This is a genomic window from Thauera chlorobenzoica (genome assembly GCF_001922305.1).
Classification (GTDB): Bacteria; Pseudomonadota; Gammaproteobacteria; order Burkholderiales; family Rhodocyclaceae; genus Thauera; species Thauera chlorobenzoica.
In genome coordinates this window covers 456,820-471,733 of the sequence record NZ_CP018839.1, presented here as the reverse complement: position 1 = coordinate 471,733, position 14,914 = coordinate 456,820, and the positions used below count along the sequence as shown (strand labels likewise).

Annotated in this window: 18 protein-coding genes and 1 tRNA gene; 11 read left to right on the top strand and 8 right to left on the bottom strand. The window is 68.7% G+C overall.

Features of this window, described 5'->3' with window-relative positions; all coding sequences use genetic code 11:
- The first annotated feature begins 24 nt into the window (after nt 1–24).
- Together Tchl_RS02300 and metF are read left to right on the top strand one after the other, a co-directional pair.
- Nucleotides 25–882 (top strand): TlyA family RNA methyltransferase, encoded by an 858-nt coding sequence (locus Tchl_RS02300; protein WP_075146966.1) that lies wholly within the window; start codon nt 25–27, stop codon nt 880–882.
- Nucleotides 879–1,712: a methylenetetrahydrofolate reductase [NAD(P)H] gene (gene metF, locus Tchl_RS02295; protein WP_075146965.1), complete on the top strand. Its 834-nt coding sequence runs from the start codon at nt 879–881 to the stop codon at nt 1,710–1,712. Before Tchl_RS02300 ends, metF begins: the two co-directional genes overlap by 4 nt.
- Nucleotides 1,713–1,758: 46 nt before the next feature.
- On the opposite strand, the gene Tchl_RS02290 is transcribed toward metF, so the two are convergent.
- The 4 genes from Tchl_RS02290 to Tchl_RS02275 form a co-directional block, all read right to left on the bottom strand.
- Nucleotides 1,759–3,267: a helicase HerA-like domain-containing protein gene (locus Tchl_RS02290; protein WP_075146964.1), complete on the bottom strand. Its 1,509-nt coding sequence runs from the start codon at nt 3,265–3,267 to the stop codon at nt 1,759–1,761.
- 165 nt (nt 3,268–3,432) lie between these two features.
- Nucleotides 3,433–3,735 carry a P-II family nitrogen regulator gene (locus Tchl_RS02285; protein WP_075146963.1) on the bottom strand — a complete coding sequence of 101 codons (303 nt, stop codon included), beginning with the start codon at nt 3,733–3,735 and terminating at the stop codon, nt 3,433–3,435.
- A 4-nt stretch (nt 3,736–3,739) separates the two neighbouring features.
- Nucleotides 3,740–4,681 (bottom strand): sodium-dependent bicarbonate transport family permease, encoded by a 942-nt coding sequence (locus tag Tchl_RS02280; protein ID WP_075146962.1) that lies wholly within the window; start codon nt 4,679–4,681, stop codon nt 3,740–3,742.
- A gap of 8 nt (nt 4,682–4,689) precedes the next feature.
- Nucleotides 4,690–5,232, bottom strand: coding sequence for a hypothetical protein (locus tag Tchl_RS02275; RefSeq protein WP_146060768.1), 543 nt, complete (start codon nt 5,230–5,232; stop codon nt 4,690–4,692).
- A gap of 196 nt (nt 5,233–5,428) precedes the next feature.
- On the opposite strand from Tchl_RS02275, the gene nhaR reads away from it, so the two are divergent.
- From nhaR to Tchl_RS02245, 6 genes are all read left to right on the top strand, one after another.
- Entirely contained in the window at nt 5,429–6,343 is a 915-nt protein-coding gene (nhaR, locus tag Tchl_RS02270; RefSeq protein WP_075146960.1) for a transcriptional activator NhaR, read from the top strand.
- Nucleotides 6,344–6,430: 87 nt separating this feature from the next.
- Nucleotides 6,431–7,156, top strand: a complete 726-nt coding sequence (locus tag Tchl_RS02265; protein ID WP_075146959.1) for a YebC/PmpR family DNA-binding transcriptional regulator — start codon at nt 6,431–6,433, stop codon at nt 7,154–7,156.
- A 132-nt stretch (nt 7,157–7,288) separates the two neighbouring features.
- Nucleotides 7,289–8,176 (top strand): DMT family transporter, encoded by an 888-nt coding sequence (locus Tchl_RS02260; protein ID WP_103893844.1) that lies wholly within the window; start codon nt 7,289–7,291, stop codon nt 8,174–8,176.
- A 29-nt stretch (nt 8,177–8,205) separates the two neighbouring features.
- The gene (locus Tchl_RS02255) at nt 8,206–8,523 is read left to right on the top strand and encodes a heavy metal-binding domain-containing protein (protein WP_075146958.1); all 318 of its coding nucleotides are present in this window, start codon (nt 8,206–8,208) and stop codon (nt 8,521–8,523) included.
- Between the two features lie 7 nt (nt 8,524–8,530).
- The gene (ruvC, locus tag Tchl_RS02250) at nt 8,531–9,076 is read left to right on the top strand and encodes a crossover junction endodeoxyribonuclease RuvC (protein WP_075146957.1); all 546 of its coding nucleotides are present in this window, start codon (nt 8,531–8,533) and stop codon (nt 9,074–9,076) included.
- Between the two features lie 96 nt (nt 9,077–9,172).
- Nucleotides 9,173–9,248: transfer RNA gene (locus Tchl_RS02245), tRNA-Lys, on the top strand.
- Nucleotides 9,249–9,426: 178 nt separating this feature from the next.
- Here the strand turns inward: Tchl_RS02245 and Tchl_RS02240 are convergent.
- From Tchl_RS02240 to Tchl_RS02220, 4 genes are all read right to left on the bottom strand, one after another.
- Nucleotides 9,427–9,717: a helix-turn-helix domain-containing protein gene (locus Tchl_RS02240; RefSeq protein WP_075146956.1), complete on the bottom strand. Its 291-nt coding sequence runs from the start codon at nt 9,715–9,717 to the stop codon at nt 9,427–9,429.
- On the bottom strand, nt 9,714–10,055 hold the full coding sequence (locus Tchl_RS02235; RefSeq protein ID WP_075146955.1) for a type II toxin-antitoxin system RelE/ParE family toxin: 342 nt from the start codon (nt 10,053–10,055) through the stop codon (nt 9,714–9,716). The genes Tchl_RS02240 and Tchl_RS02235 overlap by 4 nt, the downstream gene beginning before the upstream one ends.
- Nucleotides 10,056–10,330: 275 nt before the next feature.
- Nucleotides 10,331–11,764 carry an ATP-dependent RNA helicase DbpA gene (dbpA, locus tag Tchl_RS02225; protein WP_075146954.1) on the bottom strand — a complete coding sequence of 478 codons (1,434 nt, stop codon included), beginning with the start codon at nt 11,762–11,764 and terminating at the stop codon, nt 10,331–10,333.
- A 188-nt stretch (nt 11,765–11,952) separates the two neighbouring features.
- A complete protein-coding gene (locus Tchl_RS02220) occupies nt 11,953–12,546 on the bottom strand; it encodes a phasin family protein (protein ID WP_075146953.1) in 594 nt (197 codons plus the stop codon).
- Between the two features lie 196 nt (nt 12,547–12,742).
- Between Tchl_RS02220 and Tchl_RS02215 the strand changes: the two genes are divergently transcribed.
- From Tchl_RS02215 to Tchl_RS02205, 3 genes are read left to right on the top strand one after another with little or no spacing between them, the layout of a single operon-like run.
- Nucleotides 12,743–13,843, top strand: a complete 1,101-nt coding sequence (locus tag Tchl_RS02215; RefSeq protein ID WP_075146952.1) for a VanZ family protein — start codon at nt 12,743–12,745, stop codon at nt 13,841–13,843.
- Between the two features lie 48 nt (nt 13,844–13,891).
- On the top strand, nt 13,892–14,224 hold the full coding sequence (locus Tchl_RS02210) for a (2Fe-2S) ferredoxin domain-containing protein (protein ID WP_075146951.1): 333 nt from the start codon (nt 13,892–13,894) through the stop codon (nt 14,222–14,224).
- Nucleotides 14,221–14,883 (top strand): alpha/beta hydrolase, encoded by a 663-nt coding sequence (locus tag Tchl_RS02205; protein ID WP_075146950.1) that lies wholly within the window; start codon nt 14,221–14,223, stop codon nt 14,881–14,883. Before Tchl_RS02210 ends, Tchl_RS02205 begins: the two co-directional genes overlap by 4 nt.
- Nucleotides 14,884–14,914 lie beyond the last annotated feature (31 nt).

Genomic DNA, 14,914 nt, shown 5'->3' with positions numbered 1-14,914 from the left:
GCCCCGGGCCGATCCCGACCTGCGATGAGCATGAACTCCTTCCACGCCCGCCAGGGGCGGCCACGGCCTGCAGCACCGGCCAAAGGCCCGGCCGATCGCCACGGCCTGCTGCGCGTCGACCAGCTGCTGGTGGCACAGGGCCTGGCGCCCTCGCGCACCGCGGCGCGGGCGCTGATCGACGCCGGCCGGGTCAGCCATGACGGCCAGGCGGTCGTCAAGGCTGCGCTCGAACTGCCGCCCGATGCCCGCCTCGCGGTCACCCCCGACGACAGCGACCGCTTCGTCTCGCGCGGTGCGCTGAAGCTCGAAGGCGCCTTGAAGCGCAGCCTGCTCGATGTCCACGGCATCACCTGCCTCGACATCGGCCAATCCACCGGCGGTTTCACCGACTGCCTGCTGCAGGCGGGGGCGGCAAAGGTGATCGGGGTGGAGGTGGGCCACGGCCAGCTCCACCCGCGCCTGCGCAAGGACGGCCGCTGCGTCACGCGCGAAGGCCTCAACGCCCGCCAGCTCACCGCCGCCGACCTCGGCGCGGATTTCCCGCCGCAAGGCTTCGACCTGCTGGTGTGCGACGCCAGCTTCATCTCGCTCGCCCTGCTGCTGCCGCAGTGGCCAGCGCTGCTCGCGCCCGGCGGCCACGTGCTGGCGCTGGTGAAACCGCAATTCGAAGTCGGCCCGCAGGGCCTCGCCAAGGGCGGCATCGTGCGCGATGCGGCACTGTACGCCGAGGTCGAGGCAAAGCTGCGCGCCGCCGCCCACGCCGCCGGGCTGATCATCCTCGACTGGTTCGATTCACCGATCAGCGGCGGCGACGGCAACCGCGAATTTTTCTTCCATGCCATCCGCACACCGGCTGGCGACACCGATCCGGACACCCCATGAGCACCGAAATCTCGATCGAGTTCTTCCCCCCCACCACCGCCGAAGGCGCCGACAAGTTGCGCACCACCTGCGCCCGCCTGGCGGCACTGAAGCCCGCATTCTTTTCGGTCACCTACGGTGCCGGCGGCTCCACCCGCGAGCGCAGCTTCGCCACCGTCCGCGACATCACCGCTGCCGGCTTCGAAGCCGCCCCCCACCTGTCGTGCATCGGCTCCAGCCGCGACAGCATCCGCGCCATCCTGCAGGACTATGCCGATGCCGGCATCGGCCGCATCGTCGCGCTGCGCGGCGACCTGCCCTCGGGCGTACAGGACCCGGGCGAATTCCGCTACGCCAACGAACTGGTCGAATTCATCCGCGCCGAAACCGGCGGCCGCTTCCGCATCGAAGTCGCCGCCTACCCCGAGTGGCATCCGCAGGCGAAAAGCCCAAAAGACGATCTGCTCGCCTTCAAGCGCAAGGTCGCGGCCGGCGCCGACGCAGCGATCACGCAGTACTTCTACAACCTCGACGCCTACCTGCACTTCGTCGATGCGGCGCGCAAGATGGGCATCGACATCCCGATCGTGCCCGGGATCATGCCGGTCGGCAGCTTCAGCAAGCTCGCCCGCTTCTCCGACGCCTGCGGCGCCGAGATCCCGCGCTGGATGCGCAAGACCTTCGAGAGCTACGGCGACGATGCCGAATCGGTGCGCGCGTTTGGTCTCGACGTGGTGACCCGGCTGTGCGAACGCCTGATCGCCGAAGGCGCACCCGGCCTCCACTTCTACAGCATGAACATGGCCGGCCCCACGACCGAGATCTGCCGCCGCCTCGGCCTCGCCGCCTGAACCACCGCCTCCGGACCGGGTTTCCGCAGCGGGCCGGCGCCGTTGCTCAGCGCCGGCTGCCGCCGCCGAACAAGGAGCCGAGCAGGCCGCGCACGATCTGGCGGCCGATGCTGCTGCCGATGGTGCGCGTCACCGTCTTCGCCGCGATCTGCACGAGGCCGTCGCGCTGCCCGCCACGCGGCCCGGTCGAGCCGAACAGGATGTCGTTGAGCCCGCCGCCGCCCTCGCGGCCCGCCGCCGTTTGCTGCGCGGCGGCGGCGGAGGCCTCGGCCTGGGCGCGCAGCCGCTCGTAGGCGGACTCGCGGTCCACCGCCCGCTCGTAGTGGCCATGCAGCACCGAACCGGTGATCGCGGCGCCGCGCTCGGCCTCGGTCAGCGGCCCGAGACGGGAGTCGGGCGCGATCACGAAGCAGCGCTCGGTGAGCTGCGGCCGGCCCTTGTCGTCGAGGAAGGAGATCAGCGCCTCGCCCACCCCCAGTTCGGTGATCGCCTGGGCGGCATCGAACGCCGGGTTCGGCCGCATGGTGTCGGCGGCGGTCTTCACCGCCTTCTGGTCGCGCGGCGTGAATGCGCGCAGCGCATGCTGGACGCGGTTGCCGAGCTGGCCGAGGACGGTCTCGGGAATGTCAAGCGGGTTCTGGGTGACGAAATAGACGCCCACCCCCTTGGAACGGATCAGGCGCACGACCTGCTCGATCTTGTCGACCAGCGCCTTGGGCGCGTCGTCGAACAGCAGGTGGGCCTCGTCGAAGAAGAACACCAACTTCGGCTGGTCGGGGTCGCCGACTTCGGGCAGCTGCTCGAACAGCTCGGCGAGCAGCCACAGCAGGAAGGTGGAGTAGAGCTTGGGCGCGTGGTAGAGCTTGTCCGCCGCGAGCACGTTGATGACGCCGCGGCCCTCGGCGTCGGTCTGCATCAGGTCGTTGATGTCGAGCATCGGCTCGCCGAAGAAGACGTCGCCGCCCTGCTCCTCCAGCGCCAGCAGGTTGCGCTGGATGGCGCCGACCGAGGCCGCGGAAACGTTGCCGTACGCGGTGGTGAAGTTTTTTGCATTGTCGCCGACGTACTGCACCATCGCCCGCAGGTCCTTGAGGTCGAGCAGCAGCAGGCCGTTGTCGTCGGCGATCCTGAACACCAGGGTGAGCACGCCGGCCTGGGTGTCGTTGAGGTTGAGCAGGCGCGCGAGCAGCAGCGGCCCCATGTCGGAGATGGTGGCGCGCACCGGATGGCCCTGGGTGCCGAATACGTCCCAGAACACGGTGGTGTTGGCGCGCGGCACGTAGTCGTCGATGCCGATCGCCACCAGGCGCTGCAGCAGCTTGGGCGAGGCGGTGCCGGCGGCGGCGATGCCGGAGAGGTCGCCCTTGACGTCGGCCATGAACACCGGCACGCCGATCGCGGCGAAGGACTCGGCGAGCTTTTGCAGGGTCACCGTCTTGCCGGTACCGGTGGCGCCGGTGATCAGGCCGTGGCGGTTGGCCAGGCGCGGCAGCAGGTGGAGGTCCTTGAACAGGTCGTTGTCGGGTGCACGCGCGATCAGCATCGGCTCGGCCATCTCATGCTCCTCGGGAATGGGGTCTGGATGGCGGCGAGTTTAGCAGCCAATGGCCGCGGCCTTTGCCGAGCGCGCCCGCTCTTCCGCGGAAGGGGCGGAAAGGGCGCAAGCCGCACCCTTTTGCGGCAGGGGGCGAAGGAGGCGAAGGAGGCGATCCAGGCAGGATCAGAACTTTTCCGGCCGCAGTACCGCGACGTCGTTGATGAACAAGATCATCGCGTAGTCGGCGTAGTAGTGCGCCTGCAGATGTGCCGCAATGGCGGCAGCCGTTTTCTCGTCACACAGGACTTCGACCCGGATATTGCTGCTGCTGTCCCAGGAGGAACTGCGCACGCCCCGACTGCCTTTGCCCCGCACATCGCTGACCGTATAGCCATGAGCGCCCAGAAGTTCGATATCTCGGATCAGCACGCTTTCGAGAACCGCCTCGGTCACGATGGTGAGCAACTTGCGCGTGTGACTGTTCATCTCCTCAACCCCCGGCGAACACGTGGACCTTTGTCGCAAGCGCATGATAAAGCGGAATGCCGGCCAGCACGTTGAACGGAAAGGTTACCCCAAGGGCCGCCGCCAGGGACAGCGTCGGGTTGGCCTCCGGCACCGATATGCGCATCGCTGCAGGCACTGCAATGTAGGAGGCACTCGCCGCGAGGGTGGCGAGCATCGCCGTTCCACCGACCGAAAACCCGAGGACAACGCCGAACACCGTCCCCACCAGCGACGCAAACAGCGGCATACCGACGCCGAAAAGGACGAGGAATGCGCCGTGCCGTCGCAGGCTGCCGAAGTGGGCTGCGGTAATCAGCCCCATTTCCAGCAGGAACAGGGCCAGGATTCCTTTGAACAGGTCGAAGAACAGGGGCGCCAGCGGCATGATGCCTTCCGGACCCGAGGCCCAGCCGATCAGCAGGCCGCCGATCAGCAGGACGATGCCCTTGCCGAGAAAAACCTCGTGCACCACGGCATCGAGCCGGATATCCCGCGAGAGACCGCGGGCGAGGACGATCCCGACCAGGATTGCCGGAATCTCCAGCACCGCCAGCAGCAAGGGCATGTGCGCTTCGAAGGCGATGTCGCGGCTGGCGAACCAGGCCGCCGCCACGGCGTAGGTAGCGACACTCACCGACCCGTAGTGGGCGGCGATGGAAGCCGCATCGGCGCGCTTGAAACGCCCGGCATAGCGCAGCACGGGGTAGGCGATGGCGGGCAGCAGCAGGCCCATCGTCATCACGGCGAGAGTCTGCGGGAGCAGCTCGGCGAGCGACTGGCGGGCAAGCTCGACCCCGCCCTTCATGCCGATCGCAAGCAGCAGGAGCATGCTCACGAGGTCGTATACCGCGCCGGGAAGGCGCAGCTCGGAACGCAGCAAACCGGCCGCGAGGCCGAGCAGGAAGAACAGGATGACCGGGTCCATGGCGCTGCTCAGTGCGATGCCGCCTGCCGGCAGGAGAGCGGCTCCGCCGGCACGCGCGGCCAGTCGAGCACCCCGGTGCGTGGATCGTGATAGCACGGTGCCAGCAGCCGGCCAAGGTGGCGGCATTCCAGCTCTTCCATCTCGGTCTTCACCGCGCCCGCCCGGGTGTCACGGGCGAATACCGGGATGAAATGGCCGGGCACCGGCCCACCGCCATCATCGGCGCGAGCCCGTATCAAGCCCCCGAGCACCTCGGCGCGTGATGGCGCACGCGGCGAAGTTTCCAGGGCATACATCATCCAGATCGCGCTCATGCCGGTGGCCTCGGCGATACGGGCATGGCGGGGGGCATCCGCCGAACCGCCCAGTTCCAGGGCTGCGGGCAGTTCCACCGTGCCGCGCGCATCGACCCATAGACCGAGCAGGCACGCCGGCGTGGCGGCAGGCGCGGTGCGTTGGCGCACCGCCGACAGGAAACCGCCCAGCTCCTGGCACGCGCGCTCCAGATCGGCCGGGCTGCGCACGAGCGCAAAGACGCTTCTGCCTTCCATCAGCACGTCGAGGCCTCCTTGATGACGGTTTTCATGGACCGATCCCCTCTTCTGGCCCGGACTCATCGGCGCAGATGCGGACGCCGTGGGCGCCATCGCGCTCCCGAGCAAAACCGGGCGGATTCTGAAGGCCTCCATGAATCAAATAAAGTCGATTAATATTGAATGAATCCCAATTTTTCTCGAATCGTCCACCTTGAACCTCAAACACTTGCGCTACTTCTGGGCGGTCGCCCATTCGGGCAGTATTGCCGGCGCGGCGAAGCAGCTTCACCTGACGCCGCAGACCATCAGCGCGCAGATCAACCTGTTCGAAGAAGAAGTCGGCACCCCGCTGCTGCGCCCGGCGGGACGCGGCCTGGCGCTCACCGAGGCCGGGCGGGTGGCACTGTCCTACGCCGATGAGATGTTCGCGCTCGGCGACGAGATGCTCTCCTCGTTGCGCACCCACGCCGGCCCCGCGATGCCGACCCTGCGCGTGGGGATCTCCGAGGTGGTACCGAAGTCGCTGACCCTTCGCCTGCTGGCGTCGCTCAAGCGCCTCCCCGAGCGCGTCCGCCTTGTCTGCCGCGAGGCGCCGATCGACTGGTTGCTCGGCGAACTCGCCCTGCACCGGCTCGACATGGTGCTGGCCGACCGCCCGATGCCGACGGCGCTTTCGGTGCGCGGTCACAGCCACAAGCTCGGCGACAGCGCGATCGCCTTCCTCGCCGCGCCGGCCCTGGCGGACCAGGGGGGGGCCTTTCCCGGCTGCCTGAACGGCGCACCGCTGCTGCTTCCCGGCCCGAACGCAGCGGTACGCGGCGAAATCGAGCGCTGGCTGGGGCAGGCGCGGCTGTCTCCGCAGGTGGTGGGGGAATTCGACGACAGCGCCCTGATGAAAGCGTTCGCCCAGACTGGTGAAGGCTACTTCCCCGCGCCCGCCATCCTCGCAGGTGAAATCGCCGCCCGCTATGGCGTGCGCGAAGTCGGCCGGATCGAAGAGGTGCGCCAGAGCTTCTGGCTGATCAGCACCGAACGCCGCATCCGGCATTCCGCGGTTCGCGCGGTGGTCGACGCCGCACGCGGCGTGGTGTTTCCCGCTGCGCTCGATCCGGACCGAAGCGCGTAGCCGGTACCGACGGCCCGGTTACGCGGGGTGCGACCGCCCCGCTATAATGCGTGTTTGTTCAATCGCTCGGGCAGCACAGAGGTTCTTATGGCGGGTCATTCGAAGTGGGCCAACATCCAGCACCGCAAGGGTCGTCAGGACGAAAAGCGCGGTGCGGCATTCTCCAAGCTGGCGAAGGAAATCACCGTCGCCGCCAAGATGGGCGGGGGCGACCCGGGCTTCAACCCGCGCCTGCGCCTGGCGGTGGACAAGGCCAAGGGCGTCAACATGCCCAAGGACAAGATCGACAACGCGATCAAGAAAGGCACCGGCGAACTCGAAGGCGTGACCTACGAGGAAGTCCGCTATGAAGGCTACGGCATCGGCGGCTCGGCGGTGATGGTCGACTGCCTCACCGACAACAAGACCCGCACCGTCGCCGACGTGCGCCATGCCTTCTCCAAGTACGGCGGCAACATGGGCACCGACGGCTGCGTGGCGTACCAGTTCAAGCACTGCGGCCAGCTGCTGTTCGCCCCCGGCACCGACGAGGACGCGCTGATGGAAGCCGCGCTCGAGGCCGGCGCCGAAGACGTCGCCAGCAACGACGACGGCTCGATCGAGGTGATCACCGGGCCGTGGGAATTCACCGCGATCAAGGAAGCGCTGGAGAAGGCCGGATTCAGCGCCGAATTCGGCGAAGTGACGATGAAACCGGACAACGTCATCGAGCTTGCCGGCGACGAGGCCGCGCGCATGCAGAAACTGCTCGATGCCCTCGAAGGACTCGACGACGTGCAGGAGGTCTATACCTCGGCCGAGATCATCGACTAAGCTTCGGCCTGCACGCCTGACGAAAAAGCGGCGCCCAGCGCCGCTTTTTGCTTGTGCGCCACGCATCGCGGCTTCCCCCGCGGTAATCGATCGATCGCGGCCCGCCCGCAGCCCACTGGCAGCGCCTCTCCGATGCCCATCACGACTTCGCCCCTGACCCAACGCTTCATGCCGCTCCTGTTCGTGCTGCTGTGGAGCACCGGCTTCATCGGCGCCAAGTACGGCCTGCCCTATGCCGAGCCGCTGACCTTCCTCGCCACCCGCTACGCACTGGTGATCGCGCTGATGACGATGCTGGCGCTGGCGATGCGCGCGCCGTGGCCGGCCAGCCCGCGCGAGGCGATGCACATCGGCATCACCGGCCTGCTCGTGCATGCGGTGTACCTCGGCGGCGTGTTCATGTCGATCCACCGCGGCCTGCCCGCCGGGGTGTCGGCGCTGGTGGTCGGCATGCAGCCCCTGCTCACCGCCGCCGGCGCCGGCCTGTTGCTCGGCGAGCGGGTGTCGGCGCGGCAGTGGACCGGGCTGGCGCTCGGCTTTGTCGGCGTCACCCTGGTCGTCGGCAGCAAGGCCTCGGTGGACGGCGTGGCGCCCGAGCAGCTGATGCACATGCTCGAACCGGCCTTCGCCGCGCTGTTCGGCATCACCGCCGGCACCCTGTACCAGAAGCGCTTCTGCCCGCGCTTCGACCTGCGCACCGGCTCGGTGGTGCAGTTCCTGCCCAGCCTGCTCGTCACCGCCCTCGTCGCCAGCCGCAGCGAGACCCTGCACATCGACTGGAGCAGCGACTTCATCTTCGCCCTCGCCTGGCTGGTGCTGGTGCTATCGCTGGGCGCGATCAGCCTGCTCAACCTGCTGATCCGCAGCGGCAGCGCGGTCAACGTCGCCAGCCTGTTCTACCTCACCCCACCCACCACCGCGCTGATCGCCTGGGCGATGTTCGGCGAGACCCTGCACGGCATCGCCCTCGCCGGCATGGCGATCGCCGTGTCGGGCGTGTGGCTGGCGCGCAAGGGCTAGAATCGGATCTTGATTTCCCGGAGAACGCCATGCTGATGTCCACCACCTCCAGCCTCGACGGCAAGCCCGTGCGCCAGTACCTCGGCGTGGTCAATGGCGAAGCGATCATCGGCGCCAACCTCTTCAAGGACCTGTTCGCCTCGATCCGCAACGTTGTCGGCGGCCGCGCCGGCGCCTACGAACGCACCCTCGCCGACGCCCGCCGCATCGCCATCGAGGAAATGCAGGCCGAAGCGGTGCGTCTCGGCGCCAACGCCATCCTCGGCATCGACGTCGATTACGAAGTTCTCGGCGCCGACAACGGCATGCTGATGGTGTGCGTCAGCGGCACCGCGGTACAGGTCTGAAGCGGACGTGGGCAGCGCCGCCACCGCCACCGTCGCCACCCGCATCCTCGGCCTCGACCCCGGATTGCGGATCACCGGCTTCGGTCTCGTCGACCAGCTCGGCAGCCAGCTGCGCTACGTCGCCAGCGGCTGCATCAGGACCGCCGACGGCGAACTTCCCGGCCGCCTGAAGACGCTGCTCGACGGCGTGCGCGAAGTGATCGCCACCTGGCAGCCCGACGTCGTCGCGGTGGAAAAGGTGTTCGTCAACGTCAATCCGCAATCCACCCTGCTGCTGGGCCAGGCGCGCGGCGCGGTGATCTGCGGCGCAGTATCGTGCGAGCTGGCGGTGGCCGAATACACCGCGCTGCAGGTCAAGCAGTCGGTGGTCGGCTACGGCAAGGCGGCCAAGGAGCAGGTCCAGCACATGGTGCAGCGCCTGCTCGCACTCGACGCCAGCCCCGGCCCCGACGCCGCCGATGCCCTCGCCTGCGCGATCTGCCATGCCCATGGCGCGCATGGTCTGGGCGCGCACACGGGCACCCGCCGCCGCGCAGGACGCCTCCTGGGCTGAACGCGGCAGCGGACAAAACGGTTGCGCCGCAAGGCCCGCGCGGGTATGATTCGCGCCTTCCTGATCGGGCACCACCCCGATCCGCCGCAAGGCACCGGGGGTATAGCTCAGTTGGTAGAGCAGTTGACTCTTAATCAATTGGTCCTAGGTTCGAGTCCTAGTGCCCCCACCAACGAATTCAAGCACTTAGGCCAGTTCTCGCGGACTGGCCTTTTTGCTTTTCAGGTCCATGTAAGCCTTTTATAAGCGCCAGAAGGAAATCAGGCCACCACGCGCGCGCGAAGCGTGCATCACGGGCCGGCAATGGTGTCCGGCTCTTCCCTCTGTCGAGGTAGGGGCGGCATGCCGGGTCAGGCGCTCAGGGCTTCGATGACGGCGGTGGGGTTGCGCTCGATGACGTTGAGCAGTACGAGCGCGGGGCCGTGCGGCGTGCGGTCGCCTCGCTCCCAGTGGCGAAGGGTCGCCGTCGAGAACCCGAAGCGCGCGGCGAACTGCTCTTGCGTCATGCCCACCTTGGCACGCAGAGCCTTCACGTCCACCGGGCGCGGGCGATGAATGCGGGTGCCCGGTGGGGAATGCCCTTCGGCGTGCTCGATGGCCTCTTGCAGGCCACGCTTGATGCTCTCGAATGCTGTACTCATGTCCGTCTGTTCCTCCATGCCCTGACAAGTAGGTCGGTCAGGTCGGCAAGTTCGTTTCGTTCGGCCTTGGTCAGGTTGGCGCGGTCGCCCTTGGCAAAAAGCGTCAGCAGGTACAGCGGCATGTCCTCGCTATGGAAGTAGTAGATGACCCGAACGCCTCCGCTCTTGCCTTGTCCACCACGCCGCCATCGTAATTTGCGCACACCACCGGTGCCCTCCATCACGTCACCGACTTTCGGGTGCGCGGCGAGATAGCGGATGATGTCCTGTCGTTCGTCCGCGCTCATGAGCTTGTCGGCGGCGCGGATGTACTCAGGCAGTTCTGCGATGGTTTGCATGGTTGGAGTGTAATCCAATGGAACAGTTCGGCCTACTGCATGCCGTTGCTCAGGCGGCGCGCTGCCCCAGGCGAACCACGTTCGAGGGTGTGCGCTCGGATTGGCGGATGGCCTCTAGCCTTGCCTCCCAGGTCACCAGCGCGGCGCGCTTTTCGTCGGTGCAGGCGTGCCGGTCGTGGTGCGCGGCCTGCACTCCGCTGATGCCGTGGGATAGCAGTTGCGCGCGGGGGTCCTGCAGGCGCCGGGGCCGGGGCCGGGAGCGGCCGCGTCGAGGCTCACTCCTCCAGCGCGCGCACCTTCACCGGTTTGCCCTTCAGCCTGCCGGCGGCCAGCCGGCGCAGCAGCTCGGGGGCGATGTCGCGCGCCACCGCGACGTAGGTGGTCTGATCGGTCACGGTGATCTTGCCGACCTGCTCGCGGCTGCAGCCGGCTTCGCCAGTGAGGGCGCCGAGCACGTCGCCGGGGCGGATCTTGTCCTTGCGCCCGCCGAGGATCTGCAAGGTCACCATCGGCGGCGGCGGCGGCGGAGCCTCTTCGTCCTGGAGGGCATCAAGCTCATGCCATTCCGGCTCCCGGCCCATCGCCTCGGCCAGTGCCGCAACGCGGCGCTGGTCGGCCGGAGTGCACAGCGACAACGCCCAGCCGTCCTGCTCGGCACGGCCGGTACGGCCGATGCGGTGGAGATGGAGGTCGGGGTCGGGCGTCATGTCGACGTTGATCACCGCCTCGAGCTGCGAGATGTCGAGACCGCGCGCGGCGACATCGGTCGCCACCAGCACCGAGCAGCTGCGGTTGGCAAACCGGACCAGGACCTGGTCACGCTCGCGCTGCTCCAGCTCGCCGTTGAGGGTCAGGGCATGAAAACCCTGCGCGCGCAGCACGTCGACCAGGTCGCGGCACTGCTGCCTGGTGTTGCAGAACGCCAGCGCACTGAGCGGGCGGTAATGCCTGAGCAGGCGAGCCACCGCCTGCAGCCGCGCCTGCGGCTCGACCCGGTAGAAGCGCTGGCGGATCGTACCCCCCGCGTGGGGCTCGGTCAGCCTCACCTGCTGCGGTTCGCGCAGGAACCGATGCGCCAGCACGTCGATGCCGTCAGGATAGGTCGCGGAGAACAGCAGGGTCTGGCGCCGTGCCGGACACTTGCCGGCGACGAATGCGATGTCGTCGTGAAAGCCCATGTCGAGCATGCGGTCAGCTTCGTCGAGGACCAGGGTCTCGAGTGCGTCGAGCACGAGGCTGCCGCGCTGCAGGTGGTCCATGATCCGCCCGGGCGTGCCGACGACGACATGCGCGCCATGCCCGAGGCTCGCCAGCTGCGGCCGCATCGTGCTGCCGCCACACAGCGTCAGGACCTTGATGTTGCCTTCGAAGCGCGCCAGGCGGCGAATTTCCTGGCCCACCTGTTCGGCCAGCTCACGGGTCGGGCACAGTACCAGGGCCTGCACCGCGAAGCGGCGCAGGTCGAGCCGGGCAAGCAGGGTCAGCGCGAACGCCGCCGTCTTGCCGCTGCCCGTCCTGGCCTGGGCGATGAGGTCGTGCCCGGCGAGTGCGAGCGGCAGGCTCGCCGCCTGAATGGGCGTCATTGCCCGATAGTCGAGCTGCTTCAGCACGGCCTGCAGTGCAGGCGGCAGCGGCAATGCGTCGAAAGAAGGAGCGGCAGGGGCAGCGGGCACTGCGGGCGCGGAGCGCGGCGGGATCGGTTCGGTCATGCGCGATTATCCGGCCGCGGGCACCGGATGCGCCAGCGCAGCCTCGCAGGGTTTGTTCCGCGGTACCGCAAAGGCCGGCCGGCGGGGCCCGGCGACATCGGCGCGAAAGGCCAGCATCACTCCTGAAGCTGGCCTTTCTGCATATGCCTGCCGCGTCGCGGCGCCCTGCGGCGGCGCCGGGAATGGACTCAGGCCGCGGTCTTCAGCATCGTTACAGTCGCCTTGGTCGCCTGGTCGATGGCATCGACGGTGGCGGTGGCGGCATGGTCGGCACTGGCCTCGGCCGCAGCGGAGACCTGCTTCACCGCCTGGCTCGCGCCATCGTAGGCGGACGACGCGTTGGCAACGGCGCTTTTCAACGCTTCGGCGGCGAATCTGGAGCCCGTCGCAGAGCCCGCCGGCGCATTGCGGTCGAGATTCTCGAGCGTGGCGATGACCCCCTGGAGGGACTGCGACACGCCGGATTCGGCGAGCCCGAGCAGCTCGGAGCGGGCCTGGGTGGCGATGCCGCCGACTGCCCTGGCGTAGGCGAAGCTTTTTTGCAGCGCGGGAACGATCATCCCGAGCTGCAGTTCGAACCATGCCTTCGGCTCGCGCACGGCGGCAGCAGCACGGCCCAGCACGATGGCGTCGTCGAGCACTGCACGGGTGGTGTTGAGGTTGAGGGCGGCAAGGTGTTCAACGGCCGACAGCAGGCTGTCGCTGGCGGAGGAGAGTGCGACGACCTGTGCTTCGGCGGCGGATCGGGTGGCGGCGAGAAGCTTCTCGGGCGAAGTGTTCATAGGTAGTCCTGGTGGTGAGCGAGACCCGGGAGGGGTCGGCATGGACGCATGCTGCACTGCAACATGCGTCGGCGCAAGCATTTTCTTCCGTCACGCCGCGGCGGCGCAGCATGATCCCCGCCCGGCGAGCTGGCACAATGGCCGGCCCACCGACCGGAGCATTCCCCGTCTCCGCCGGCATCGCCGGCGGCCTGCCATGAGCGCACGATCCTCCGCTTCTTTCGCCCGCACGCTCGCACCGGCCTATGCGCTGCTGGTGGCCTACGCCTGCCTGCACCCGCTGACCGGCTGGCGCGACAGTGGGCTGCCGGCGCTCGACTACCTGTGGGCGCCGTGGCCGCAGTATTTCATCGCCGAGGATTTCGTTTTCAACATCCTCGGCTACCTGCCGCTGGGCTTCCTCCTCGCCGCGGCCCTGCCCGCACGATGGAGCGCGGCACGCGCGGCGGCAACGGCCACCGTGCTCGCCGGCCTGCTCAGCCTGGGGCTGGAAACGCTGCAAAACTTCCTCCCCAGCCGCATCGCCAGCAACCTCGACCTCGGCGGCAACGTCGCCGGCGCCTTCCTCGGCGCCCTCGCCGGGGCGCGCTGGGGCGCGATCCTGTTCGGCCCCCAGGGCCGGCTGCAGCGCTGGCGCGCGCACGCCGTGATCGGCGGGCGTACCGGCGAACTCGGGCTGGTGCTGATCGGGCTGTGGCTGCTGGGCCAGCTCACCGCCACCAGCTTGCTGTTCTCCAGCGGCGACCTGCGCAGCCTGCTCGGCATTCCCGCACCGCTACCCTTCCGTGCCGAGCGCTTCATCGCCTTCGACACCGCCCTCACCGCCAGCGCACTGCTGGCCGTGGGGCTGTTCGCCCGCTGCCTGACGCGCGGCGCCAATCCGCTCCCGGTGCTGCTGGTGCTGATCCTCGGCGTGGCCGCGAAGACGCTCGCCACCGCGACCTTCTTCGAGCCCGGCGCGCCGCTCGCCTGGCTCACCCCGGGGGCCCGCCACGGCCTCGTGATCGGGCTCGCCCTGCTGCTGCCCTGCCTGCTGCTGCCGCGCCTCGCCCAGCATGCGCTGGCCGGCACCAGCCTGCTGGCCGCCACTGCGCTGGCGAACCTGATCCCGGAAAACCCCTACCTGCCCTACGACCGCCAGCTCACCGGGTTCAGCAACTTCCTCAACTTCCACGGCCTGACCCGGCTCAGCTCGAGCCTGTGGCCCTTCGCCGCGCTGGCCTACCTGTCGGCGCTCGGGCTGTGGCGCGGGGAGCACCTCGGCAGCCCCTCCCCGCGGAGCGGCCGCCGCCTATAATCGAATGCCCGTGGCGCCTGCGCGCGCCCCGTCCTCCAGAGAAACGCCATGAGCTACTTCAAACATCACGTCTTCTTCTGCTGCAACCAGCGCCCGGCCGGCGAGCGCTGCTGCAACGACTACCAGGCCAGCGCGCTGCAGACCTACGCCAAGGAGCGCATCGCCGCGCTCGGCCTCAAGGGCAAGGGCGGCGGGGGCGGCGTGCGCATCAACAAGGCCGGCTGCCTCGGCCGCTGCGACGACGGCCCGGTGCTGGTGGTGTACCCGGACAACGTCTGGTACACCTACATCGACAAGGACGACATCGACGAGATCATCGACCGCCACCTCGTGGGCGGCCACATCGTCGACCGCCTGCGCCTGCCCGAGGGCACGGCATGAGCCGCCCGCTGCCCACCGAACCGGCCCTGCTGCGCGGCCCGGCCGGCGACATCGAAGTGCTGATCGACGCCCCGGCGACGGTCGGAGGCCTCGCCCTGGTGTGCCATCCCCATCCGCTGTACGGCGGCGCCAACACCAACAAGGTGGCGCACACCCTGGCGCGCGCCTTCCGCGACCTCGGCTACGCGGTGATCCGCCCGAACTTCCGCGGCGTCGGCAAAAGCACCGGCGAGCACGATCACGGTACAGGCGAAACCGAAGACATGCTGTCGGTGATCAGCTGGGCGCAGTCGCGCTGGGGCAGCCTGCCGCTGGTGCTGGGGGGGTTTTCCTTCGGCGGCTTCGTCCAGGCCCGGGTCGCCGCCCGCCTCGCCACCGACATCGCCCCGCCCCGCCAGCTCGTGCTGGTGGGCATGGCCACCGGCGCCGCCGCCGACGGCGCGCGTCACTACGCCCCCCCGGCGCTGCCGGCGCAACTGCCCGCGCTGCTGATCCACGGCGAAAACGACGACACCGTGCCGCTTGCCAACGTGCTCGACTGGGCGCGCCCGCAGGAGCGACCGGTCACCGTCGTGCCCGGCGCCGATCACTTCTTCCACGGCAAACTGCACGTGATCCGCGACCTCATCGCGCGCAGCCTGCCTCGCGCCGGTGCCTGAGCCTTTCAGCCCCGCCGCCACCGCCCGGTCA

Excerpts from the sequence above, each read along its gene's own strand:
- Tchl_RS02300 (WP_075146966.1), top strand. The coding sequence starts at position 25 with ATGAGCATGAACTCCTTCCACGCCCGCCAGGGGCGGCCACGGCCTGCA.
- metF (WP_075146965.1), top strand. The coding sequence starts at position 879 with ATGAGCACCGAAATCTCGATCGAGTTCTTCCCCCCCACCACCGCCGAA.
- Tchl_RS02290 (WP_075146964.1), bottom strand. The coding sequence starts at position 3,267 with ATGGCCGAGCCGATGCTGATCGCGCGTGCACCCGACAACGACCTGTTC.
- Tchl_RS02285 (WP_075146963.1), bottom strand. The coding sequence starts at position 3,735 with ATGAACAGTCACACGCGCAAGTTGCTCACCATCGTGACCGAGGCGGTT.
- Tchl_RS02280 (WP_075146962.1), bottom strand. The coding sequence starts at position 4,681 with ATGGACCCGGTCATCCTGTTCTTCCTGCTCGGCCTCGCGGCCGGTTTG.
- Tchl_RS02275 (WP_146060768.1), bottom strand. The coding sequence starts at position 5,232 with ATGGAAGGCAGAAGCGTCTTTGCGCTCGTGCGCAGCCCGGCCGATCTG.
- Tchl_RS02265 (WP_075146959.1), top strand. The coding sequence starts at position 6,431 with ATGGCGGGTCATTCGAAGTGGGCCAACATCCAGCACCGCAAGGGTCGT.
- Tchl_RS02260 (WP_103893844.1), top strand. The coding sequence starts at position 7,289 with ATGCCCATCACGACTTCGCCCCTGACCCAACGCTTCATGCCGCTCCTG.
- Tchl_RS02255 (WP_075146958.1), top strand. The coding sequence starts at position 8,206 with ATGCTGATGTCCACCACCTCCAGCCTCGACGGCAAGCCCGTGCGCCAG.
- Tchl_RS02240 (WP_075146956.1), bottom strand. The coding sequence starts at position 9,717 with ATGAGTACAGCATTCGAGAGCATCAAGCGTGGCCTGCAAGAGGCCATC.
- Tchl_RS02235 (WP_075146955.1), bottom strand. The coding sequence starts at position 10,055 with ATGCAAACCATCGCAGAACTGCCTGAGTACATCCGCGCCGCCGACAAG.
- dbpA (WP_075146954.1), bottom strand. The coding sequence starts at position 11,764 with ATGACCGAACCGATCCCGCCGCGCTCCGCGCCCGCAGTGCCCGCTGCC.
- Tchl_RS02220 (WP_075146953.1), bottom strand. The coding sequence starts at position 12,546 with ATGAACACTTCGCCCGAGAAGCTTCTCGCCGCCACCCGATCCGCCGCC.
- Tchl_RS02215 (WP_075146952.1), top strand. The coding sequence starts at position 12,743 with ATGAGCGCACGATCCTCCGCTTCTTTCGCCCGCACGCTCGCACCGGCC.
- Tchl_RS02210 (WP_075146951.1), top strand. The coding sequence starts at position 13,892 with ATGAGCTACTTCAAACATCACGTCTTCTTCTGCTGCAACCAGCGCCCG.
- Tchl_RS02205 (WP_075146950.1), top strand. The coding sequence starts at position 14,221 with ATGAGCCGCCCGCTGCCCACCGAACCGGCCCTGCTGCGCGGCCCGGCC.